The sequence below is a fragment of the [Roseibacterium] beibuensis genome (genome assembly GCF_039542305.1).
Taxonomy (GTDB): Bacteria; Pseudomonadota; Alphaproteobacteria; order Rhodobacterales; family Rhodobacteraceae; genus Roseibacterium; species Roseibacterium beibuensis.
Genome location: NZ_BAABHW010000001.1, coordinates 209,089 through 230,533, shown reverse-complemented (window position 1 = coordinate 230,533; position 21,445 = coordinate 209,089). Strand labels below are relative to the sequence as shown.

Annotated in this window: 23 protein-coding genes; 7 read left to right on the top strand and 16 right to left on the bottom strand. The window is 65.7% G+C overall.

Annotated features, from left to right (window positions below; all coding sequences use genetic code 11):
- Nucleotides 1-47: 47 nt before the first annotated feature.
- The 8 genes from ABD923_RS01135 to ruvC all read right to left on the bottom strand — a co-directional run bounded on the left by ABD923_RS01135 (nucleotide 48) and on the right by ruvC (nucleotide 5,924).
- Nucleotides 48-1,184 carry a hypothetical protein gene (locus ABD923_RS01135; protein WP_345229387.1) on the bottom strand — a complete coding sequence of 379 codons (1,137 nt, stop codon included), beginning with the start codon at nucleotides 1,182-1,184 and terminating at the stop codon, nucleotides 48-50.
- 7 nt (nucleotides 1,185-1,191) lie between these two features.
- The gene (locus ABD923_RS01130; RefSeq protein ID WP_222189172.1) at nucleotides 1,192-1,668 is read right to left on the bottom strand and encodes an ExbD/TolR family protein; all 477 of its coding nucleotides are present in this window, start codon (nucleotides 1,666-1,668) and stop codon (nucleotides 1,192-1,194) included.
- Nucleotides 1,668-2,360, bottom strand: coding sequence for a protein TolQ (gene tolQ, locus ABD923_RS01125; protein WP_222189174.1), 693 nt, complete (start codon nucleotides 2,358-2,360; stop codon nucleotides 1,668-1,670). The genes ABD923_RS01130 and tolQ overlap by 1 nt, the downstream gene beginning before the upstream one ends.
- A gap of 112 nt (nucleotides 2,361-2,472) precedes the next feature.
- Complete coding sequence (gene ybgC / locus ABD923_RS01120; protein ID WP_259547149.1) at nucleotides 2,473-2,883, bottom strand: tol-pal system-associated acyl-CoA thioesterase; 411 nt, start codon at nucleotides 2,881-2,883, stop codon at nucleotides 2,473-2,475.
- 31 nt (nucleotides 2,884-2,914) lie between these two features.
- Nucleotides 2,915-3,568: a hypothetical protein gene (locus tag ABD923_RS01115; protein WP_259547449.1), complete on the bottom strand. Its 654-nt coding sequence runs from the start codon at nucleotides 3,566-3,568 to the stop codon at nucleotides 2,915-2,917.
- A 118-nt stretch (nucleotides 3,569-3,686) separates the two neighbouring features.
- Nucleotides 3,687-4,709 (bottom strand): Holliday junction branch migration DNA helicase RuvB, encoded by a 1,023-nt coding sequence (ruvB, locus tag ABD923_RS01110; protein WP_259547150.1) that lies wholly within the window; start codon nucleotides 4,707-4,709, stop codon nucleotides 3,687-3,689.
- Nucleotides 4,710-4,746: 37 nt separating this feature from the next.
- The gene (ruvA, locus tag ABD923_RS01105; RefSeq protein WP_259547151.1) at nucleotides 4,747-5,415 is read right to left on the bottom strand and encodes a Holliday junction branch migration protein RuvA; all 669 of its coding nucleotides are present in this window, start codon (nucleotides 5,413-5,415) and stop codon (nucleotides 4,747-4,749) included.
- Nucleotides 5,412-5,924, bottom strand: a complete 513-nt coding sequence (ruvC, locus tag ABD923_RS01100) for a crossover junction endodeoxyribonuclease RuvC (RefSeq protein WP_259547153.1) — start codon at nucleotides 5,922-5,924, stop codon at nucleotides 5,412-5,414. Before ruvC ends, ruvA begins: the two co-directional genes overlap by 4 nt.
- Before the next feature lie 358 nt (nucleotides 5,925-6,282).
- Between ruvC and ABD923_RS01095 the strand changes: the two genes are divergently transcribed.
- Nucleotides 6,283-6,483, top strand: coding sequence for a DUF1127 domain-containing protein (locus tag ABD923_RS01095; RefSeq protein WP_259547155.1), 201 nt, complete (start codon nucleotides 6,283-6,285; stop codon nucleotides 6,481-6,483).
- Nucleotides 6,484-6,588: 105 nt separating this feature from the next.
- On the opposite strand, the gene ABD923_RS01090 is transcribed toward ABD923_RS01095, so the two are convergent.
- Nucleotides 6,589-6,822, bottom strand: a complete 234-nt coding sequence (locus ABD923_RS01090; protein ID WP_345229386.1) for a hypothetical protein — start codon at nucleotides 6,820-6,822, stop codon at nucleotides 6,589-6,591.
- A gap of 274 nt (nucleotides 6,823-7,096) precedes the next feature.
- A complete protein-coding gene (locus tag ABD923_RS01085) occupies nucleotides 7,097-7,963 on the bottom strand; it encodes a 50S ribosomal protein L11 methyltransferase (protein WP_259547157.1) in 867 nt (288 codons plus the stop codon).
- Nucleotides 7,964-8,169: 206 nt separating this feature from the next.
- Between ABD923_RS01085 and ABD923_RS01080 the strand changes: the two genes are divergently transcribed.
- Complete coding sequence (locus ABD923_RS01080) at nucleotides 8,170-8,589, top strand: hypothetical protein (protein WP_259547159.1); 420 nt, start codon at nucleotides 8,170-8,172, stop codon at nucleotides 8,587-8,589.
- A 1-nt stretch (nucleotide 8,590) separates the two neighbouring features.
- Here the strand turns inward: ABD923_RS01080 and ABD923_RS01075 are convergent, their stop codons facing one another.
- Complete coding sequence (locus ABD923_RS01075) at nucleotides 8,591-9,844, bottom strand: MFS transporter (RefSeq protein WP_259547161.1); 1,254 nt, start codon at nucleotides 9,842-9,844, stop codon at nucleotides 8,591-8,593.
- A 540-nt stretch (nucleotides 9,845-10,384) separates the two neighbouring features.
- Here ABD923_RS01075 and ABD923_RS01070 point away from each other — a divergent pair.
- The gene (locus ABD923_RS01070) at nucleotides 10,385-11,410 is read left to right on the top strand and encodes a Hint domain-containing protein (protein WP_259547162.1); all 1,026 of its coding nucleotides are present in this window, start codon (nucleotides 10,385-10,387) and stop codon (nucleotides 11,408-11,410) included.
- 333 nt (nucleotides 11,411-11,743) lie between these two features.
- Nucleotides 11,744-12,244 (top strand): hypothetical protein, encoded by a 501-nt coding sequence (locus tag ABD923_RS01065; protein WP_259547163.1) that lies wholly within the window; start codon nucleotides 11,744-11,746, stop codon nucleotides 12,242-12,244.
- Nucleotides 12,245-12,428: 184 nt separating this feature from the next.
- On the opposite strand, the gene rpsD is transcribed toward ABD923_RS01065, so the two are convergent.
- The 3 genes from rpsD to ABD923_RS01050 form a co-directional block, all read right to left on the bottom strand.
- On the bottom strand, nucleotides 12,429-13,049 hold the full coding sequence (gene rpsD, locus ABD923_RS01060) for a 30S ribosomal protein S4 (protein ID WP_259547164.1): 621 nt from the start codon (nucleotides 13,047-13,049) through the stop codon (nucleotides 12,429-12,431).
- Between the two features lie 63 nt (nucleotides 13,050-13,112).
- Nucleotides 13,113-14,324 (bottom strand): Hint domain-containing protein, encoded by a 1,212-nt coding sequence (locus ABD923_RS01055; protein ID WP_345229385.1) that lies wholly within the window; start codon nucleotides 14,322-14,324, stop codon nucleotides 13,113-13,115.
- Nucleotides 14,325-14,465: 141 nt separating this feature from the next.
- Nucleotides 14,466-15,470, bottom strand: coding sequence for a lipid A deacylase LpxR family protein (locus ABD923_RS01050; RefSeq protein ID WP_259547166.1), 1,005 nt, complete (start codon nucleotides 15,468-15,470; stop codon nucleotides 14,466-14,468).
- Nucleotides 15,471-15,474: 4 nt separating this feature from the next.
- Between ABD923_RS01050 and ABD923_RS01045 the strand changes: the two genes are divergently transcribed.
- A complete protein-coding gene (locus ABD923_RS01045) occupies nucleotides 15,475-15,603 on the top strand; it encodes a hypothetical protein (RefSeq protein ID WP_345229384.1) in 129 nt (42 codons plus the stop codon).
- Nucleotides 15,604-15,622: 19 nt separating this feature from the next.
- Nucleotides 15,623-18,235: a cation-translocating P-type ATPase gene (locus tag ABD923_RS01040; protein ID WP_345229383.1), complete on the top strand. Its 2,613-nt coding sequence runs from the start codon at nucleotides 15,623-15,625 to the stop codon at nucleotides 18,233-18,235.
- 127 nt (nucleotides 18,236-18,362) lie between these two features.
- On the opposite strand, the gene ABD923_RS01035 is transcribed toward ABD923_RS01040, so the two are convergent.
- Nucleotides 18,363-19,751, bottom strand: a complete 1,389-nt coding sequence (locus ABD923_RS01035; protein ID WP_259547169.1) for an aminotransferase-like domain-containing protein — start codon at nucleotides 19,749-19,751, stop codon at nucleotides 18,363-18,365.
- Nucleotides 19,752-19,836: 85 nt separating this feature from the next.
- Between ABD923_RS01035 and ABD923_RS01030 the strand changes: the two genes are divergently transcribed.
- Nucleotides 19,837-20,790, top strand: coding sequence for a DMT family transporter (locus tag ABD923_RS01030; protein ID WP_259547170.1), 954 nt, complete (start codon nucleotides 19,837-19,839; stop codon nucleotides 20,788-20,790).
- Nucleotides 20,791-20,964: 174 nt separating this feature from the next.
- Here ABD923_RS01030 and ABD923_RS01025 read toward each other — a convergent pair whose 3' ends face one another.
- Complete coding sequence (locus tag ABD923_RS01025; RefSeq protein ID WP_345229382.1) at nucleotides 20,965-21,126, bottom strand: hypothetical protein; 162 nt, start codon at nucleotides 21,124-21,126, stop codon at nucleotides 20,965-20,967.
- Nucleotides 21,127-21,445: the final 319 nt, after the last annotated feature.

The following is a 21,445-nucleotide window of genomic DNA, read 5'->3' as shown; positions in this document are numbered from 1 at the left end:
CGCGCGGACGGCTTGGGAAAAGAGGATAAACGAATTCCGTGAAGGGATCATCTCAGGCGCATCCCCTCGGGGTTGAAGACCAGTTCGACCTGTTGCCAGCGGTCATAGCTTTCCTCGGGCAGGTCGTAGCCATTGGTCCCGCAGCGAATGATCGCGCGGCGCGCGGCCTCGTAGGCCTGTTGCGCGGCGGCGGAGGAGCCGCCGGAAAACTCGATCAGGCGGATGGTGCCGGTTTCGGGACGGCCATCACGCGCCATGTCGAACCCCACGACCACGGTCGTCCCCAACGCCTCGGTCGACAGCGCGCCGACGTTCCAGCAGGCCTGCACGGCGATGCGGAACCCGTCGCGCACCCCCTGGCTGAGCGGCGGACCGGAGGGTGCGGCGGGCGCGGGCGTCTCGACGGCCTCGGCCACGGCGCTGGCGATGGCATCGGCCAGCGGGTCTTCGGCAGCGGGCGCGGTGTCCTCGGGTTGCGGCTCGGGCGTCGGCTCTGGCGCAGGGGTCTGCTCGGCCACCTCGACCGGTGCGGGGCGCGCGGGCCGGGCCGTGGGGCGCGGCGAGGAGGTGGGCGCGATCGGGCCGCCTGCGGGCTCTTCGGCCTCCGTCACGATCTCGGTCGTCGCCTCTTCCGGGGCGGTCTGGGGGGCTTCGTCGGCGGGCGCATCGCTCACCTCGGGCGAGATGGGCTGGTCCAGAACCTCGGGCGCGGTCTCGACCTCCGGCTCGGGCGCGGGGGCCGGCACGGGGGCGACGCGCGGGGCCTCGCGCGGGATCGGCGTATCGCTGGGGGGCAGGTCCGGCGCACCCGACGGCTGCGGCAGGGCCGCAATCTCGTCGGTCACCTCGGCCTGCGGGGCGGGCGGCGTCGGTTCGGGCGCGACTTCCGGCTCGGGGGCGGCGGTTTCCTCGGGGCGCGCGCGCGGCGGCGGAGCCTGTTCCGGGGCCAGCGGGTCGGGGGCGGCGATCTCTTCCGCCGGTTCGGGTGGGGCGATCGTGTCCACGGCCGCCGGGGTGGGCAGGGTGCCTTGGGTCAACGCCTCGAACTCGGCGGTGGACAGAAGCGTCACACCGGTCACCTGGAACTCGGTCTCGGGCGAGCTGCGGAGCAGATTCCCCCCGATCGCAACCCACAACAGGATCGCGAGATGGATCGTCGCCGAGGCATAAAGCGACCGGCGCATGGCTCCGTCACTCCCCATTCCCGTCAAGGCGCGGCCCGCCGGAATCGGTCACCAGACCAATCTCGCGGAACCCGCCGGCATTCAGCGCGCCCATGATCGTCATCACCCGTTCATAGGGGATGGAGCCGTCCGCACGCAGGAAGATGCGCGGGCTGTCGCGCTCCGAGGCGATGGCCTGCAAACGCGCGACCAGGTCACCCACCGGCACCTCGGTCGTCTGGATCAGAACGGTGCCATCGGGCGCCAGCGTCACGGTCAACGGCTCCTCGTCCTCCGAGGGCAGCGCCTCGGCCGAAGTGTCGGGCAGGTCGATGGGCACGCCCACGGTCATCAGGGGCGCCGAGACCATGAACACGATCAGAAGCACCAGCATCACGTCCACGAAGGGCGTGACGTTGATCTCGGACATGGGGCGGCTGGCGACGCGCCGCGCCCGCCCCCGCCGCCTGCGCGGCCCCGCGTTATGTCCGACCGACGCCCCCATCAGTCGAGTTGCCGCGACAGAAGCGTGGAGAATTCGTCGGCAAACCCTTCATAGGTCGCCACAAGCGCCTCGGCATCGCCGGACAGCTTGTTGTAGAGGATCACGGCCGGGATGGCGGCCAACAGGCCCAGACCCGTCGCCAGCAGCGCCTCGGCGATACCGGGGGCGACGACGGCGAGCGAGGTGTTGCCCGAAATCGCGATCTCCTGGAACGAGCGCATGATGCCCCAGACCGTGCCGAATAGCCCCACGAAGGGCGCGGTCGCCCCGGTTGTGGCCAGGAAGGTCAGGCCGTTGGTCAGCCGGTCGGCCTCGCGCGAGATGGCGACATCCATCGAGCGGTCCACGCGCTGCTGCACGCCGGGGATCAGCGCCCCGTCATCGCGCAAGCTGCGCCGCCACTCGGTCATCCCGGCGACGAACACACGCTCGGACGCGCTGCCGGGCGCCTCGGCGACCTGGTCATAGAGTTCGTCCAGCGGCTCGCCCGACCAGAAGGCCGCATCGAAGGCGGCGGCGTTGGCGCGTGCCCGGCGATACATGGCGATCTTGGAAAAGGTGATGGCCCAGACCCAGACCGACGCCGCGATCAGCGCGATCATGACAAGCTGGACGATGAAGGACGCGCGGAAGAACAGCGCGATCAGCGTGAAATCCGCCTCCTGCGCCAGCGCGAGCGTTTCTGTTTCCATGGTGGCTTAAATCTTCCTCTGCCCGGCCTCAAACGGTCACGGACGCTGTTTTCAGCGCCTCATTAAGGAAGCAGTTTACCAGTTTGTAAGAGGAATGGCGAACACTTCTGCTTTATTCGCCGTCATTCGCCAAAATCGTCTCCAGTTTTGCGCGAATATCCGCCGGAAGCCGTGTGGCCCGGCCCGCCGCGTTCAGCACCACAACCTTGACCACGGCCTCCAGCAGCACCTCGTCGCCGCGCAAAACCCGTTGCGGCATGTCGAAACTGGCGCCCTTGAGGGCCTCGCAGCGGGTTTCGACCGTCAGCAGGTCCTCGAAATGGGCGGGCTTGAGGTAATCGGCCTCGACCCGGCGCACGGCGAAAACCAGCCCCTGCGCCTTCATCTCGACCTGGCTGATCCCGGCATCGCGCACCATCTCGGACCGCCCGCGCTCAAGGAAGCGCAGGTAGTTCGCGTAGTAAACGATCCCGGCTAGGTCGGTATCTTCGTAATAGACGCGGATGGGATGACGATGGATCATGTCAACGACATGCCCGCAGCCGCGCTTGCGTTCAAGAGGGGCGCGGCAATCGGGCCACCAGCCGCAGCGCATGGGAGGGGTCGGTCGCGGCCACCGGCATGACCGGGTCATAGCCCGCGCGGATCAGGTCGGCGATCTGGGGCTTCAGCATCGCGGGGCCACCTTCCTGCAAGACCGCCAGCGGCGATGCGCCGAGAAACGCGGTGTCCGACCACAGAAGGATTGTCTGCACCATCTGGCTGAGCGCAATGGTTTCGGCCGGGGCATCGCGCATTTCCGAATCCATGCGAACGAATACGAAAGCGGCCTTGATCCCGCCGGCCTCGTCGAAACGGAAGGAACGGTATTGGTTCGCGTCCGCCTCCTGCAGCCGCGCGACGATGCCGGGCAGATCGGGCAAAAGGCGGTCGAGGTTCGGCGTATCGACCAGTTCCGACCAGTCGCGAATGAAGAACACCATCAGGTTCGCGCCCAGTTCCGGGTCGGTTTCGGCCATCTTGTGACCGGCCAGCGCCACCACCGCCTCAATCGCGCCCTTCAGGATCGAGACGGTCTGATCCTCCACGCCGAAGACGACGGGCACGATGGGCCGCCCCCAGCGGGCAAAGAGGTACTGGCCATCGGCGCGGGTGAACAGCGCCTCGATCTCGGCGGGCGACAGCGGGTCGAGCGTTGCATCGGTCATGGGCAGCAGGGTCAATCGCGTCACGCCCACAGGGTCAAGAGGAGCCAGCGTTTTCGCTTGCGAAAACGCGGAAAACTCGAGTTTTCCGGCCAGGATTTCTCGAGAAATCCTGCATCGCTCAGAACAGGTCGCCCTGCCCCGGCTGTTTCGGGGCGTCCAGGCCCAGATGCGACCAGCCCTTATGCGCCAGCATCCGTCCGCGCGGTGTCCGGGCGATCAGGCCCTGTTGCAACAGGAACGGCTCGATCACCTCTTCCAGCGCATCGCGCGGCTCGGCCAGTGCGGCGGCGATGGTTTCGATCCCCACCGGCCCGCCGCCGTAATTCTCAGCGATCAGCGTCAGGTAGCGCCGGTCGGCCCCGTCGAGGCCCAGGCTATCCACCCCCAACCGGGTCAGCGCCCTGTCGGCGATGGCTTGCGTCAGGCGCCCGTCCCCCTCGACCAGCGCGAAGTCGATCACCCGGCGCAGCAGCCGCCCGGCGATGCGCGGCGTGCCACGGGCGCGCTTCGCGATCTCGGCGGTGCCCGCGGGTTCAGACTCCAGCCCCGCCAGACGCGCCCCGCGGGCCACGATGTGGTCCAACTCGGCATGGGTGTAGAAATTCAGCCGCGTCGGGATGCCAAAGCGGTCACGCAAGGGCGTGGTCAGCAGGCCCAGCCGCGTCGTCGCCCCGACCAGCGTGAAGGGCTGCAACTCGATCCGCACGGTCCGCGCCGCCGGCCCCTCGCCGATCACGAGGTCCAGTTCGAAATCCTCCAGCGCGGGGTAAAGCACCTCTTCCACCGCCGGGTTCAGGCGGTGGATCTCGTCGATGAACAGAACGTCGCGCGCTTCGAGGTTGGTCAGGATCGCCGCCAGATCCCCAGCCTTGGCCAGCACCGGCCCCGAGGTCATGCGAAAGTTCACCCCCAGCTCGCGCGCCATGATCTGCGCCAGCGTCGTCTTGCCCAGCCCCGGCGGCCCGTGGAACAGGACATGGTCCATCGCCTCGGCCCGCCGCCGCGCGCTTTCGATGAAGACGCGCAGGTTCGCACGCGCCTCTTCCTGTCCGATGAAATCGTCCAGCGTCTGCGGGCGCAGGGCGCGGTCGCCATCTTCGGGCAGCGGGTCGGGGCGCAATGTCGGGTCAGGCTCGGTCATTGCGCTGCGTTATGCCCGGCTTGGGGGGCCATTGCCATCACTCCTTGGGCGCGAGCAGTTTCAGCGCCGCGCGGATCAGCGCAGGGGTTTCGGCTTGCGCATCCTCGCCCGCCGCCTGCGCCACGGCCCGCGCGGCATCGGCGGGCGCATAGCCGAGGTTTTGCAGCGCCGAAAGCGCATCCGCCTGCGCACTGCTGGAGGCCGGGGCGGCAGGTGCGGGCGCGGCCCTTGACGCGCCGCCTTCGATCACCTCGGCCGGCGCGTCGCCCATGGCCGCGCCAAGGCTGCCACCCATCGCCATCGTCGCGGGGGCCTTGTCCTTCAACTCGTTGACCACGCGCTGCGCCAGTTTCGGGCCGACCCCCGGCGCGGCCTTGACCGCCGCCGCGTCACCCAGGGTGATCGCGCGCGCCACCCCCTCGGCCCCGAGCGTGCCGAGGATCGCCATCGACGCCTTGGCGCCGACGCCTTGCACGGAAATCAGCAGCCGGTGCCATTCCCGCTCATACGGCGTGCGGAAACCAAACAACTGCAACAGGTCCTCGCGCACCAGCAATTCGGTGTAGAGCGGCACCGCCTCGCCCGGTCCCGGCAGCGCCGCCAGCGTCCGGTCCGAGCAATAGACGACATAGCCCACGCCGCCCACGTCCAGCAGCACGTGATCCGACGCCTTGTAATCGACCCGGCCCGACAGCTTTCCGATCATTTCGCGCCCCCCGCCGCGGCCAGCGCCGCCTCCAGCCGGCCCGAGGCCTGCGCGTAGAAGGCATGGCAGATCGCGATGGCCAGCGCGTCGGCGGCATCCGAGCCCGTGGGGACCGCGCCCGGCAGTTGCAGCCGCACCATATGCTCCACCTGCCGCTTGTCGGCATGGCCCACGCCGACCACGGCCTTTTTCACGGCGTTCGGGGCGTATTCGGCCACGTGCAACCCTGCCTGCGCGGGCACCAGCAGCGCGATCGCCCGCGCCTGACCCAGCTTCAGCGTCGCCACCCCGTCGCGGTTCACGAAGGTCTGCTCCACCGCCGCCGTCTGGGGCGCGTAGGTGACGAACACCTCGCTCAACTGGTCATGAAGCGACAAGAGCCGCAGCGCGAGGTCGCCGCGTTCCGTCCGGCACTGGCCGTTCGCGACGTGACTGAGTCGGCCCTGATGCGCCTCGATCACGCCCCAGCCAAGGCTCCTGAGCCCCGGATCAATCCCGATGATGCGCATCTGCTGCCCGCCTGCCCCGTTTGCATCGCGATTTCTGCGACCTTTTCGCACCATTAGCACGAAAGGCGAACATTTGCCAAGCGAAGAGCGTTTTCGACGCTCCGATGTCCGATTGCGACACGCGCCCTTTCACGAGGCCGAAATACGGCATTTCGACGCCTGGAAACGACACCCCGCTAAGCGGTTTTTTGCCATATTTCGCATGGGCTTAGGCGGAAATCGAGGCATGCATTCCGCGCATGGATCCCATGCAAAGATCGCTTATTGCATGGCGCATTTCCGACATCTAAATGCGTTTTGTTCACCGGGCGCTGACACGCGCCTGCCGACCCAACTGAAACCGGAAAGGATGAGACCAATGGCCATCATCACCAACCGCCCCCTCGGCGCAGGGTTCAGCGCCACCCGTCTCCTTGCCGGCCTCGTTGGCCGGCTGGCCGCATGGAACGACGCCCGCGTGACGCGCAAGGCGCTGTCGCAACTCAGCGACCGGGAACTGGACGACCTGGGCCTTGTGCGCGGCGACATCGACATGATCGCAGAGGGCCGCCACCGCTGAACTCGCGGGACGGTGGCTGCACCGGCGGCCACCAGGGGACAGGAAAGGGGCACGCAGGAAACTGCGCGCCCCTTTTTTCATGGTGTAGCGGATGAAAGGTGGCGATCAGACCGCGATCATGGAAGAGGCGACCCCTTCCAAGGCCGTCATCATGGATCCGAAAAAGCGGTAGATGGCCTGCATGGCATCCACCATCCAAAGCGTCACCGCATCGGGGGCCATGATCAGCCCGGCCGCACGCTCCAGTTCCGACCCGGCCAACAGCCCCGAGATCGCGGCGCCATAGACCTCTCCGCCCAAGGTCCACATCATATAGGATTTGACCAAGGCGATCAGCACGAAAGCGACGATCAACCCGCGTAAAGGAAAGGCAAAACGCAGCCGCTGTCGCGGCGGCGCGCGCCGTGTCACGACACCATCTGCGTGAAAAACGAACCCCGGTTGAGGGGCACGGCGGCGGCGAGAAAATAAGCCACGCTTATTGGCGCTCTCGATTCTCTCGAGGCGCTGAGAAAAAGTTGTTTCATTCTGAGCCATTAGGGCAACCTGTCCGCTACAAGTCGCCCCCACCGGGAATCTTGTTACCACAAATGGGGCCAAAATTCGACGAAAATTAAGCAATCATGGTCAACGTCGTCCATTCGCCGATCTCGGACCGTGCGAAAAGGGACAGGCCCGCCACCTCGTAGGCGGCGATGACCTCGTCGGCCTGCTCGTTCAGCAGACCCGACAGGATGACATGCCCGCCCGGCGCCACATGGGCGGCCATCGCGGGCGCCAGGTCGATCAGCGGACCTTTCAGGATATTGGCGAACACCAGGTCAAAAGGCGCGCGCGCTGCAAGGTCGGGGTGGTCGAAGCCCGCCGCCTCGACACAGACCATGCGGTCGCCCACCCCGTTCGCCGTGGCGTTGGCCAGCGCCACCTCGACCGCCACCGGGTCGATATCCGAGGCGATCACGGGATTGGGCGCGGTCTTGGCCGCCGCGATGGCCAGAACCGCCGTGCCGCATCCGATATCCGCGACATTGCCGGGCACCTTGCCCTGGGCCAGCAGCGCGTCATAGGCCTCGAGGCACCCTTTGGTCGTGCCGTGATGCCCGGTGCCAAAGGCCATCGCCGCCTCGATCAGCAGCGGCACCGACGCCTCGGGAACCTTGTCTGCGTCATGCGAGCCATAGAGGTAGAAACGCCCGGCTTCGACCGGGTGCAATTCACGCCGCACATGGGCGACCCAATCGGTCTCGGGCAGCTCCGAGACGGCAAAGGGCTGCGCACCATGGGCTGCGGCCAAGAGCGCCAGCGCCACCTCGTCCGGGCTTTCGGTGAAATAGGCCCCGATCTCCCACAGGCCGGAGCCGTCTTCCATCTCGAAGACCCCGATGCCGGTCGGTTCCGGCACGATGCCTTCGAGCGCGAGGCCAAGCGCCTCGGCCTTGTCCTTTCCGGGAAGGGTGGTCAGCGCCGTGAAGGTGGGCATGGCGGGGCCTTTCTTGAGGGTGTCTTGCACCGCATAGCCTGCCTCGCGGCGTTAGGCCAGCAGCGCCGCGATCTTCGGGCAACCACGTGCCCCGCCCTTTTCAATCGCATCCGCCGAGGGATCGCGGACGGGCGGGAAATCCTGCCTGCCCGCCCGCCATCGTTTCGGGCTAGTCTGCGGTGACGGACGGCAAAAGGGACACGGCCATGCTCAAGGGTGCGCACGGCGTTATCGTTTTCATCGGCGGGGCTATCGCGATCATCGTCGCGGCGATCTGGTTCGGCTTTCAGGACCAAAAGGGCGACAGCCGCACGGCACGCGAGTTCCTGACCCTTGCCGGGGCCGGTCAGATCGCCGAGGCGCGCGCACTGCTCCACCCCGGCACCGCCGACAGCCTGAGCGAGGATGCCCTGCGCGCCATCTTCGACCCGCTGGCCCCCTTCGAGGATATCGGCTTCAATTCCTTCTCGTGGTCCACGTCAAACGGGGTGCGCCAGGGCCGGATCGAAGGCACCGGCACCACGGCGGACGGGTGCAGCAGCCGCTTGGTGTTCGATATGCTGAATGGCGAGATCACGCATTTCTCGATCTCACCCCTCTGCCAGCGGCAGGGGCAATCGGTCTGACCTACTCCGCCGGGGCGGGCGCGGTCGCCGCGCGGGTCAGCAGCGTTTCGCGCCCCGGTTCGGGATGGCGCGGCACCAAAAGCGACAGAAGCAGCGACACCAGTGCCATCGCCGCCGCCAGCACGAAGACCGACACGGGCGAGGTCAGCCAGAGATACCCCAGCCCCGCCGGCAGGAACACCGCCGCGATATGGTTGATGGTGAAGGCCACCGCCGCCGTGGGCGCGATGTCGCCCGGCGCCGCGATCTTCTGGAAATAGGTCTTGATGGCCAGCGCCAGCGCAAAGAACAGGTGGTTCACCACGTAGAGCGCCGCGGCCATGACCGGCCCCCAGTCGAACACGTAAAGCCCGGCATAGAACACGAAGACCATGCCGAGGCCGGCATACTCGATGATCAGCGCCAGACGCTCGCCGAAGCGCGCCACCACCGCCCCCAGAAGCGGGGCGGCCACCATGTTCGCCAGAAGCGTGCCCATGAACAGCGCGGTAATCTGGTGCACCTCGAACCCGTAGCGTTCGACCATCATGAAGCCCGCGAAGACGACGAAGATCTGCCGCCGCGCGCCCGACATGAATTGCAGCGCGTAATAGAGCCAGTAGCGCTTGCGCAGGACCATCTTCTTGGTCTGGGGATTGGGGCTTTCGAATTGCGGGAAGGCGATGAAGCAGAACAGCGCAATGGCCGCCGTGGTCCCGCCCGCGACCCAGTAGACCAGATCGTAGCTGAGGTCGTAGGCCCGCCAGGTCAGAACGATCAGCGCATAGGCCACCAGCGTCGCCCCCGACCCGATGGACAAGAGCCAGCCCAAGGTTTGCGGGGCCTTCTTCTTGTCGATCCATTGCAACTGGAGGGACTGGTTCACCGTCTCGTAATAGTGGAACCCGATGGAGCTGAGCAGCGTCACGATCAGCAACCCGCCGAGCGAGGGGAACTGCGCCGTCATCGCCGTGGCGAGGCCCAACAGCATCAGGGAAATCAGTCCCAGCACCTGTTCGCGGATGAAGATTATCAGCAGGATCACCCCGATGGCCAGGAAACCCGGGATCTCGCGCACCGTGTGCAACCAGCCGATATCCGAACCGTCGAAACCCGCCATCTCGATGACGAAGTTGTTCAAAAGCGCCGACCAGGTCGCGAAGGCGATGGGCATGGCAAAAGCCATGACCGCCAAGAGGGCCACGGGCCGCCGCCAGATCGGCAGCGCCTCCGCCTCGGACAGAGACAGGGTTCTGAGGGTATCGCCAAGTGCCATGCCCGTGCAGATACGCCGAAAGACTGCGGCTGACGAGGGGTTTGTCTGTGCGCTGGCGCAGAGTGGAACGGGCCGCGTCGACGGGCCGGGAAGCGAAAGCGGCAGGATCAGCGGGCGGGGCGCATCGCACCGGCCCCGCGCAGGAATTGCTGCGGGTGGACATGATGAAAAACTCGATGTGGGAAAACGTCGAGACTCACCATGGCAGGGAAAAGTGAACATCTCGTTAAGGGCGACCGGGAAAAACGCAGGCCCGGGAAAAGTGCCCCGCAGGAGGGGCAGTTGCTGGCTGTCGGTTCATGGCGCACGTTCATGTTTTCCGCATCGAACGGCTGGAAGGAGAGTGTTCGCCATCTTCTGGCTTGGGCTTTGGTACTGCGCCCTATTGTAATCGACCGGCCTGTGGCCCCAACGCTACGACTTGCGTGGAAACATGTGTCGAAACTCAGGGACAATTAGGGAAATTGGGCAGCAGACTCTATATTTTACTGACTGATCGGGCCCGCTTGAACGAGGCGCGACGAGGCAGGAGCTTGGCGGGTGGCGAATATAAACGTCACATCGAATGGGTCTGTTGTCACGGGTGACAACGACATCATTAACCTTAACATCTCCGGTGGCGGGGATGTGACCATTACCGCTGACCCCGGCGATGATGTCGATTTCTTCAAGATCAAGTTCCTGGACGATACCGAGGCCGATAGCGTCACGGTGGACCTATCCACGTTCTCGCAGGACGGCTTGAGGATCGACATCCTGCAATACGATCCCAACGATTCCATCGGGTTCATCGGCGGCTTCGACTTCTACGTTGACCCCGACAACGTCGATGAAATCCACTTCAGCTACATCGGCGCGGACGGCAATACCTATACCGGCGTCATCCGGGCGATGGACGGCGGCGAGAAGGACTTTACCGATCCGTTCCAGCCCATCACGGTCATCTGCTTTGCCGATGGCACATTGATCGACACACCCGAGGGACCGGTGCCTGTTGAGACTCTGCGCCCCGGCGACATGGTCATGACGCGCGACTCCGGGGCTCTGCCGTTGCGATGGGTGGGGCGGCGCGAACTGTCGGCAGATGTGTTGCGGACACAGCCCGGTCTGTGCCCGATTGAAGTCGCGCGCGACACATTTGGCCCCGGTCAGCCATCGCGCGATCTGGTTTTGTCACCGAACCATCGCTTGATGCTGAGCGATTGGCGGGTCGAGATGTTGTTCGGCGAATTCGATGTGTTGGCCGCCGTTCGGATGCTGAAGGACTGCCCTGGCATCACCCCCGCCAAGGCGCCCAAAGGCATTGCCTACAATCACCTGCTGTTTGATCGCCATGAAATCGTGGTCGCCAACGGGATGCCGTGCGAAAGCCTGTTCCCCGGCCCCGAAGCACTGGGCGCGCTGGACGACTGCGCCTTGTCAGAGATCCGCGCGATTTTCCCCGAAGCGATAGACGAGACGGTGGATGTCGGCCCGCCCGCCCGCCGCATTCTGCGTGCGTTTGAAGCCCACGCCCTCGCGTCGGCGATGATCTCAGGGCGCACGGTAGCCAGCGTGGCGGCGTGACGCCGCCTCGTGCCAACGAATCCACGACGTTGACGCCATTGTTAACCAGGAAAGCCCTGGCGAAGCCGCCGCAAGGGTCGCCAAGGTCCGGCAGGGTTTGACGCGGTCACTGCACCCCGTGCCATGAACGGCGGCCAAGTTCGCTGAAGCGACCCACGCGCCGCTCTCAGAAAACGTCCCCGCCCCCAAGCGAAAGAGATTGCTCGACAGCGGCAGCAGTTGCAATCCTGGGGCCAAAGGCCGTAGTGCGGGTGGTGACTTGGGATGGGGCTTGTCGCGGCCGGTTGCGGCCGCGCTCCATCGAAAACCACTGCAAGGATTGGCACGCTCCCCTTGACCACGCCCGAAATCGCCGCCGAGAACGGCCTCCTCGAAAACCTGCAAGTCGTGCTCTTGCTGATGGCGACCTTGCTGTTCCTTGTTCGGACCTACGCGCTCTCCAAGGCCAACAACCTCGCGCTGCTGTCCTATGGCCTGTTCGTCTCGACCTTCCCTTTCATCGGTGTCGGCCGAGAGGTGAGCTTTGGGTCAGCCGTGGGGGCAAGCGCGCAAGGCGTGTTGGCCGTTCAGGTCGTGATGGGCGCGGTCGTCGGCGTGGTTCTTGTTGCCGCGCTCGTGGTTTTTGTCCGCTTCGTGGACTCGAAACTGGCGACGATCCGGCGCCTTTTGGTACATCCGACAAGCTTGTCCATTTACCTGGCCATCCTCGTTTTCGGCGTGTCGAGCGTTTTCGAACAGGGCGCTTTCGGACTCTCCAAGAGTGCCCTGCTTGAAGAGCTGGTAGAATTGCTCGCCTTCGCGCTGTTGGTCAGGGCGGCCTGGGTTTTGAGATAAGCGCGCAAGAGATCGCCAGGGACGCCGTCCGTGTGACGGCCAGGGACACGTCTTGCCTGCCGCACTTGCCCCTGCGCGCAAGCCGCGCGCACCACCGCACCGCGACCGGCCCGATACCACGGACGCCCAAACGAAAAGGGCCGCCCAAGCAGGCGGCCCTTCGCAAATCGGATCGGCGCGAAGCTTAGTTCTGCGCGTAGTATTCGATGACGAGGTTCGGTTCCATCTGGACCGGGTACGGCACGTCGGCGAGGCCGGGGGTGCGCACGAAGGTCGCGGTCATCTTGGAGTGGTCGACATCGAGGTAGTCGGGCACGTCACGCTCGGGCAACTGGCTGGCTTCGAGGACCAGGGCCATCTGCTTGGACTTCTCGCGGACCTCGACAACGTCGCCTTCCTGCACGCGGTAGGAGGGGATGTTGACGCGCTTGCCGTTCACCAGCACGTGGCCGTGGTTGACGAACTGGCGGGCGGCGAAGACGGTCGGCACGAACTTGGCGCGGTAGACGACGGCGTCGAGGCGGCGCTCGAGCAGGCCGATCAGCTGTTCACCGGTGTCGCCGCGCAGACGCTCGGCCTCGGAATAGATGCGGCGGAACTGCTTTTCGGTCAGGTCGCCGTAATAGCCCTTGAGCTTCTGCTTGGCGCGCAGCTGCAGGCCGAAGTCGGACATCTTGCCCTTGCGGCGCTGGCCGTGCTGGCCCGGGCCGTATTCGCGGCGGTTCACCGGCGACTTGGGGCGGCCCCAGATGTTTTCGCCCATGCGGCGGTCGATCTTGTACTTGGCAGAGGTGCGTTTGGTCACCGTCTGATCTCCTTCGTTGCGGTGCCCCGGAAGCGGGGCGGTGAAGGGCGTTGTCCTTTGGACTTATCCGGAGGTTGTCCGGGGCCCGACAGGCATCCCCTCGCGGGGGCCACCAACACCAAATGAATACCCCGGCCTGATCGACCGGGGAATGAGCCGCGCTTCTACAGCACGGGACGCGGGTGTCAATGGGGGGGACGACCGCTGCGGTTGGATCAAATCGCAAGGCTGCGCGGCATTCGGGCGGGTGCGGCCGCCATCCAGCATGATCGCCGCCTCGGCCCGGTTGAGCATCCGCCGCGCGGGCGCGCCGTAGGCGTGGGGATCACGCTCCAACTCGGGGCGCAGTTCGAAGAGATAGTCGCGATGCAACCGGCTGAGATGGTCGAGCCCCATATAGCCGGGATGGAAACTTTCGACCTGCAAGCCGTTGGCCCAGACCACCTGGTGCCGCTCCAGCATGAGGTGGATGTAGTAGGTCTCGCGCAGGGAGTGATCGACGCTGATCTGTGCATCGCCCACGAGGTCGGCGGCGCGCACCAGCACCTCGGCCTCGCCGAACAGGTCGCGCGAGGCAGCCCCCCCGATCAGGACGCGGTGTTCGGGGCTGACCACGAGGTCGGCATCGGGCCGGTCCACCCCGAGCGCGCAGGCGCGCAGGCGGATCGGGCGCTGCTCGGGCATGGCAAAGAGGCGCGCGCCCGACATGCGGCGATTGCCGGACCAGATGACCTCTTGCGGGCCGTCGTCGCGGGTCAGGATGCGGTCGCCGGGGCCGAGATCCTCGATCGCGACATCGCCGTCTTCGGTGCGCAGGCGCGTTCCGGGCGTGAAACAGATGACGGCGGGGGCGTCGCTGTCGGGATCGCGCAGGAAGCGGTCGGAACAGGCGATGATGGTGTGCTCTCGATCCGGGGCCGGCAGACCATCCGAGAACAGCAGGATCGGCGTCGCGCCCTCTTCCACCGGGATCGGCACGGCACGGAAGAAGCCGACACCATCCGACACGATGAAGCCGCCGGAAAACAGCGGGTCGTCATCGTCGAGAACAGGATCGGCGGGGCCGCGCGCAGGGCCTTGGAGGAGTTTATCCACCACCCGCGCCGCGCGGGACCGGAGCTCTTCGTGATCCCGGCTGGCGGAGAGTATGAGGGCGGCGCCGTCACCTTCCAGCGGCAGGGCGCGACCGTGCCAGCGCCATGTCATCCCCTCGGCCAGTTCTTGATTTGGTTCTGCCGGTAATCCCTCGATACAGGTTTGCGTCCATGACAACATGAACGCGCCCCGCAAGCCCGTGCCCATAGCCCCGCCTCATAGGTTGTATGCTTCGCCGGTTTTCCGACGTTATGTATCAAAAGATAGCACGGGTGATTCGGCCTGTGAAGCCGTTGATTCGGCTGTGATTCGGGATGTGGCCTAGAAGCGGAGATCGATCGAGAGCGTGCCCACCACCTGCCCGGCGGGCTGGTTCACGAATTCCTCGGACAAGTAGGTGACGCCGTAGAAGAAATTGCTGTCGCCCACGCCGTAATTCACGCCTGCGCGCAGGCGGTGGCGCATCTCTTCGACCTCGACCCCGCGATCCTCGGGCAGAAAGACCGAATCCGTGACATAGGCCACGTCACCGCCAAGCAGGAAGGACCAGCCCCCCAACGCTTCGAGAGAGTTGAGCCCGGCGATGCGCTGGCCCGTCACCTCGTCGCGCAGCCGCAGGCCGTTGGCGCCGAGATTGCCGAAGGTCAGGTCGATACCGGTGCGCGCGAAGGTTTCCACCCCGCCCTGCACCTCGACAAAGGGACGGGCGGACCAACTGTCGAATTCGAATTCGCGGGCGACCTCCAGACGGCCATGGAGGTAGATCCCGTCGTCGATCTCGTAATCTTCCAGCCGGACGGGGTTGTTGCCGAAAAACTCGTGCACGGCGCTGTGGAGCTGCATCAGCCCGGTCTGCTGACCGGTGATGACCACGTCCGCCCCGGCGGTCACGTCAAAGCCCTGCCACCCGAAATGCGTGGCCGCGCCCAGCCACCAGGACGAGGCATAGGGACGGTCGCCCGGGTCCGGCACAGCGAGGTTGTCGGGCGCGATGATCTGACCGCGCACACGGTATTCCATCAGTTGAAACGGCCGCTCCGGCAGCGCGTCCTGCCATTCGTGCCCGTGCAGGATGGAGACGGCGAAACTGCCGGTCTGCCAGCGGTCATAGCGGTCGCCAACCGGGATGCCGTACCAGTCATTGTCGAAAATACGCGTCACGCCGAGGATGCGCCGCCCTTCGGGCATCGGCACGGGCGGCGCGATGGTGAGCGGGTCGACATGGGGAAAGTCGGTCTCGGGGCCGTTGGCCCAGCCCGCGCCGGTCAGCCCGACCACGGCCATTGCACAGAGAAAAGGGGCCGCCCAGGGGCTGTAACTTGCCATAACCATGCCTCGTCGTTTTTTCTTTCCGCTCGTCCTGGCGGTGGATTGTGGCGAAAATAGAGACGGCGGCGCAGAAAATGCAAGAAAAGCCGTTGCCTTTGAAACAGTGCAGCCGCGCCTGTGCGGTATTTGACACCCCATCGCGGCCGCCCTTGACCCGGATCAACGCCGCGCGCCACGGTCACGATACCCTCGGACCCGAACGCCGGAACAGGACGCAGGCGATGCACCACGGTCTCAGCGACAAATCCGTGCCCGACCTGCGGGCGCAGCACGGCTGGAACGAACTGCCCGAACCGCCACGGGCCTCGCCGCTGACCTTGCTGGCCAAACAGGTGATGAACCTGTTGGTGCTGTTGCTGATCGCGGCGGCGGGGATTTCCCTTCTTCTGGGGGAGATCGGGGATTTCATCGCCATCATCGCGGTCGTCGTGCTGAACGCGATCCTCGGCTTCGTGCAGGAATGGCGCGCCGAGACCACGATGCAGGCCTTGCGCAAGATGCTGTCGCCCGCGGCGGTCGTGGTGCGCGATGGCCTGCGCCGCACCATCCCCGCGCGAGAGCTTTTGCCCGGCGACCTCGTGATCCTGGCCGAGGGCGACCGGGTTCCGGCGGATGCCGACATCCTGCACGAGGCCGGGCTTCTGATCGACGAAAGCGTGCTGACGGGCGAGTCGGTGCCCGTCTCGCGCGCCGCCGGAGAGTCCGTCGCCTCGGGCACGACGGTCCTGCGCGGCCATGCCGAGGTCTGCGTCACCGCCATCGGCCAGCAGACACGGTTCGGCAAGATCGCCACGCTGACGGCCACCGTCAGCGATGCGCAGACCCAGTTGCAACGCGAGTTGCAGGGTCTCGCGCGGCAATTGGGCCTGCTGGCCGTCGGCGTGGCCGGTGTGGTCGCCATCGCCGCGCTTTTGACGGACCGGCCTTTGGCCGATGTCTTCATGCTGGGCCTGTCGCTGGCCGTGGCGATGGTCCCCGAAGGCTTGCCGGCGGTCGTCACCGTGACCCTTGCGCTCGGCGCTGGCGCGATGGCGCGCCGCAACGCGCTGGTGCGCAACCTGCAAGCCATCGAAACGCTGGGGGCGGCGAGCGTCATTTGCACCGACAAGACCGGCACGCTGACCGAGAACAAGATGACCGCCCGCGTCATCCGCACCGCCGAGGCGCGCTACGAGGTGACCGGCAGCGGCTACGACCCGGCCGGGCACATCGCCCGCGACGGGCAGAAAATCAGGGCCGAGGACGACCCCGTTCTGGCGCGACTGTCCCAGACCGCGCAGCTCTGCTCTCATGCCCGGCTGGTCCGGCGCGGCGACCAGTGGGACATGGTCGGCGAACCCACCGAAGGCGCGCTTGCGACGCTGGCGGCCAAGGCCTGGGCCGACTCGGTGGACCGCGACAGCATCGTCGAGGAACTGCCCTTCAGCAGCGACCGCAAGCGCATGAGCGTGCTGGAGCGGACGGGCGCTGGCATGGTGCTGCACTGCAAGGGCGCGCCGGAACAGATCCTGGCCATTTGCGACCGGATCGACCGGGCAGAGGGCCCTGCCCCGATGAGTTCCGCCGAACGGGCCGAGATCGCGGCAGAGGTCGAGGCGATGGCCGGGCGCGGATTGCGCACCATCGCGCTGGCCTACAGCCCCGGGGCGTCCGAGCCGATCGTCGAAGAGGGGCTGGTGTTCCTGGGCCTCGCCGGCCTCGTCGACCCGCCCCGCCCCGAGGTGCGCGACGCGGTCGCCCTCGCCGCGCGCGCGGGCATCCGAACCGTGATGATCACCGGCGACCATCCGGCCACCGCCATGAACATCGCGCAGAAACTGGCCATCCCCGGCGATCGCGTTCTGACGAGCGATGATCTGGCCGGCATGGAGGACGCCGCCCTGGCCGAGGCGCTGCGGGAAAACGTCGTCTTCGCGCGCGTCCAGCCCGAGGACAAGTTGCGCATCGTGGCCGCCTTGCAGGACGGGGGCGCCATCGTCGCCATGACCGGCGACGGGGTCAACGACGCGCCGGCGCTCAAACGCGCCGATATCGGCCTTGCCATGGGCATTCGCGGCACCGAGGTCGCCAAGGATGCGTCCGATCTCGTGGTGCTCGACGACAATTACGCGACCATCGTCGGCGCCGTGGCCGAGGGCCGCCGCCAGTTCGAGAACATCCGCAAGTTCGTGCGCTACCTGCTGGCCTCGAATACCGGCGAGGTTCTTGCGCTGCTGGTCAACCTCAGTCTTGGCGGGCCGCTGATCTTCCTGCCGACGCAGATCCTCTGGATGAACCTGATCACCGATGGCGTGACGGCGATTTCCCTGGGGTTGGAAAAACCCGAGCCCGGGCAGATGCGGGTGCCGCCGCGCGATCCGCGCATGCATCTGCTCGGCCTGTCCGCGTTGCCCGTCATCCTGGCCTTCGGCCTCTACACGGCGGGGGCCAGCCTGTGGCTGTTCTATTCGCTGCTCGACCAGGGGGTCGAGGTGGCGCGGACAGCCGCCTTCACGGGGATGGTCCTGTTCGAGAAAACCAGCGTCTTCGCCTTCCGCTCGCTTCGAACGCCCTGCTGGCGCCTCGGCTGGACCTCGAACCCGGCGCTGTGGATGGCCTTTTCCGCGATGGTGCTGGCGCAGATCGCGGCCGTCTACTGGCCGCCGTTACAGACCCTGCTACACACCGCGCCGCTCAGCCTCGACCACTGGGGCAGCATCCTGGTGCTGGCGCTGCCCCTGCTGGTCGTGCCGGAACTGGTCAAGAGCGTAAGATCACACTGAGGTTGTGAATCGGCCCAAACTGAACCGTTAAAACCATTGAACTTTCCCCCCCATGCCCGATCTGCGGCCAGGTCAATGGGTCCAGGGCCAAATCGCAAGAAGCGGCGCTTTCCTCAAGCGGATCGGATCACAGGCTAAGTGGTTGCACGGACGATGGCTCACGCAAGAGATCCGCGATCACGCTCAGGCCCTTCTCGACGCGCGCCTCATTTGGTTCGTGGCTAAGGCACAGTCTGACAGCTTCAGGTGCCCGCGATGCATCGACCGCGAAGCTTCGCGCCTCCGTCACCAACACGTCTCGTCTTGCGCAGGCCAGACAAAAGCTGTCGGCGCGCATGCCCTCGGGAAGAGGAAGCCACAGATGCAGCCCGCTCGGATCGGCGCGCCCGGTTGTGTCGCCGAGAACCGCGCGCGCAAGTGCCTTCCGCTGTGTCGCGAGGCCGCGCTGCTGCATCGCAAGGGTCGAAGCCGTGCCGCCGTGGATCAGGCGTGACGCAACTTCGAGTGTCAGAGGCGGCGCCATCCAGGCCGTGAGGTTGACCGCATGGCGCAAGGCGGGCGCGCAGCGGGCCGGGGCGCGCACGAAACCCACGCGCAGCCCGGGCGCCACCGCCTTTGACAGGCTGGTGATGTAAAGTGTTTTCTCCGGCGCCCGCGTGGCGATCGGTGCGGGCCGATCCGGCTTGAGTGGGCCGAAGACGTCGTCCTCGATCAACAACAGGTCGTGGCGCAAAGCGATCTCCGCAAGCGCCACGCGCCGTTCGTCGGGCAGGGTTATCGTGGTCGGTGCCTGCAAGGTGGGTGAAAGGTACAGAGCGCGCGGACGCGCGGTCTTGCAGAGCGCCTCAACACTCTCGGGAAGGATGCCGCCGTCGTCCGTCTCTACCTGCGCGGTATACAGGCCCAGCCTTTCGGCCATCGCAAGGACCGGCATGTAGGTCAGCGACTCTGTCAACAGCAGGTCGCCCCGTTTGAGCAGCCCGGAAAGGACGATGAACAGGGCGTGTTGCGCCCCGACCGTCGCCACCACCTCCTCTGGCGACGCCGGTACGCCGCACTGCGCCAGCCACGCGCAACCCGCCTCTGCATGGCCCCCGAGGTCTGTTTCGTTCTGATAGTCGAGCAAGGCGGATAACGCCGGTCCGCTCGATATCTCGCCGAGGACGTGACGGATATGTGGCTCTGCGAAGCCGGGGAAGGGCAGGTTGCGCGAAAGATCTATCGGGCCTTCGCATTTGCGTAAGAGCGTGTTCGCGGAGTCGCCCGGTGCCTGCGCCTCCAATCCGCGCACGTAGGTGCCGCGTCCGACTTCGCCGCGCAGAAGCCCGCGGCGTACAGCCTCTGCATAGGCTCGGCTCGTTGTATTGGCCGAGACCCCCAGTTGATAGGCAAGTTCGCGATGGGGCGGCAGGCGTTCCCCGGGCGCGAGAGCGCCCCTCGAGATGCTGTCGGCCATCGCCTCGACAATCCTCAGGTATTGAGGGCCGCTCCGGGCACCAAGGTCAGGTTTCCACATTGCTATCGTATCAATAATTCAATTGCACCCATCCAAGTACGGCGCAATAGCTGCAATCGTCAATGCACTTTTCAGGAACTGCACCATGGCTTTCTCCCCGTCTGCCGGCAAAGGCATCGCCCTCTCTTTCCTCAGTCTCACGCTCCTTGGCGTCATGCCGATCATCGCGAACTTGCGCCCCACCGCGCTGGATGCGCTCAGCTTTGCGCTTGCCCTGTCCGTCTGGCAGGTCGTCTTTGCGCTGCCGGTCTTTGCAATGGAATACGGGCGGGGGGTGCGCGGCATCTTCGGTGCGGAACTGACTGTGAGGGCGCGACGCCGCGTGGGGCTGGTCGCGCTTTTTACAGGCGCGCTTTTTGGGCTTTCGACGTATCTCTACGTTCTCGGTGTCGAACAGGCAGGCGCTACGAATGCGGCAATCGCCATCCAAGCCTATCCATTGTTTGCGATCCTGTGGGAAAGCCTCTTTCTCAAGCGTCGGAAAACGCCCGTTGAGCTTGCTCTGACAGCGATCCTGCTCGCCGCACTGTATTACCTGGGCACCGGTGGCACCTTCCGCATGTCTGGTCTGTCACCGTGGTTCCTGGTTTCGCTCGGCGTTCCATTCCTCTGGAGCATTGCCCATGTGATCATCAAGGAGGAACTAAGCCATACACCTGTCACGCCCGCGCAGGTGACGTTCTTTCGCGTGTCAATCTCGGCGGCATTCTTGGCGGCAGTTGTCATTCTGATCTTTCCGGCCGGGCTGTCGGCGGCTGGAGCGGCCATTTGGCAACCGATGTCGGCGCTGATGGGACTGGTCTACTTCCTCGAACTTATCGTTTGGTTCTATGCGGTGCGCCATATCGACGTGTCGCTGGCAAGTTCGATCACCACGCCCTGGCCAGCGCTCACCATGGTTTTGGCGGTGCCGTTCCTCGGGGATGCGATCGCGTCATACCAGGTGCTCGCCTTGGCTGTCGTCGTTGCCTGCATCTACGGCCTGACCTTGGCCAGCTTGCGGAAAGCCCATCTATCCGAAAACGCAATGGAGCGGTGACATGCTGCAGATTCTCGCACAAGCCATGTCCGTCGCAACACGGGCGGAGATCTTGGTTCAAGCGACGCCGCCGTCCGTGCCCCCCGCCGAAAATGCGCCGCGTCCGACGCTCCCGCCCCTTGAAGCGGGCCGCGGGGGTGGTCCGTATCCGTCAGAGTTGAGAAGCGCCATTCCCTAGACGTATCGAAAGACCGGTGCACCAGGTGCGTTCAGCGTCTCGAACCTCAAGACCTTGGTGTCATTCGGTGCGAGACGATCACCATCGGCCACGCTGCCGGCCATCTGCTCGGCAGCCTGTTCGAGCTTGAGCCGCATGATGACGGCTTGACGTATCAAAACGGCGTGCAGACCGGCGGGCCAGACCCCGCCCCGTCAACCGGGCAAGCGGGCCGGGTCGTTGGCGCCGAACAGGACGCAGGCCTTTTGCCAGACGAGCGCTGCGGCGTTCGGACCTGCGCATCGTGGCGTGGGTCTCGTTGCAGTTGAATGTCTCAGCCGCCAGTCCAGCGCCGCGCCGGTGATCTGGCCGCGCCAGACGCACGCGAGTCCGGCGGCACCCTCACGCATGGCAAACATGGCGACCGAGTGGATGGCCCTTTCGCAGGTCATCCACTCGGCCGCCATGGTGGTGTGGCACTTGTCAGTGTCCGCTAAG

Bases quoted from the DNA above. Each gene is read 5' to 3' on its own strand.
- ABD923_RS01135 (WP_345229387.1), bottom strand. From the start codon at position 1,184: ATGCGCCGGTCGCTTTATGCCTCGGCGACGATCCATCTCGCGATCCTG.
- ABD923_RS01130 (WP_222189172.1), bottom strand. From the start codon at position 1,668: ATGGGGGCGTCGGTCGGACATAACGCGGGGCCGCGCAGGCGGCGGGGG.
- tolQ (WP_222189174.1), bottom strand. From the start codon at position 2,360: ATGGAAACAGAAACGCTCGCGCTGGCGCAGGAGGCGGATTTCACGCTG.
- ybgC (WP_259547149.1), bottom strand. From the start codon at position 2,883: ATGATCCATCGTCATCCCATCCGCGTCTATTACGAAGATACCGACCTA.
- ABD923_RS01115 (WP_259547449.1), bottom strand. From the start codon at position 3,568: ATGACCGATGCAACGCTCGACCCGCTGTCGCCCGCCGAGATCGAGGCG.
- ruvB (WP_259547150.1), bottom strand. From the start codon at position 4,709: ATGACCGAGCCTGACCCGACATTGCGCCCCGACCCGCTGCCCGAAGAT.
- ruvA (WP_259547151.1), bottom strand. From the start codon at position 5,415: ATGATCGGAAAGCTGTCGGGCCGGGTCGATTACAAGGCGTCGGATCAC.
- ruvC (WP_259547153.1), bottom strand. From the start codon at position 5,924: ATGCGCATCATCGGGATTGATCCGGGGCTCAGGAGCCTTGGCTGGGGC.
- ABD923_RS01095 (WP_259547155.1), top strand. From the start codon at position 6,283: ATGGCCATCATCACCAACCGCCCCCTCGGCGCAGGGTTCAGCGCCACC.
- ABD923_RS01085 (WP_259547157.1), bottom strand. From the start codon at position 7,963: ATGCCCACCTTCACGGCGCTGACCACCCTTCCCGGAAAGGACAAGGCC.
- ABD923_RS01080 (WP_259547159.1), top strand. From the start codon at position 8,170: ATGCTCAAGGGTGCGCACGGCGTTATCGTTTTCATCGGCGGGGCTATC.
- ABD923_RS01075 (WP_259547161.1), bottom strand. From the start codon at position 9,844: ATGGCACTTGGCGATACCCTCAGAACCCTGTCTCTGTCCGAGGCGGAG.
- ABD923_RS01055 (WP_345229385.1), bottom strand. From the start codon at position 14,324: ATGTTGTCATGGACGCAAACCTGTATCGAGGGATTACCGGCAGAACCA.
- ABD923_RS01050 (WP_259547166.1), bottom strand. From the start codon at position 15,470: ATGGCAAGTTACAGCCCCTGGGCGGCCCCTTTTCTCTGTGCAATGGCC.
- ABD923_RS01045 (WP_345229384.1), top strand. From the start codon at position 15,475: ATGCCTCGTCGTTTTTTCTTTCCGCTCGTCCTGGCGGTGGATTGTGGC.
- ABD923_RS01035 (WP_259547169.1), bottom strand. From the start codon at position 19,751: ATGTGGAAACCTGACCTTGGTGCCCGGAGCGGCCCTCAATACCTGAGG.
- ABD923_RS01030 (WP_259547170.1), top strand. From the start codon at position 19,837: ATGGCTTTCTCCCCGTCTGCCGGCAAAGGCATCGCCCTCTCTTTCCTC.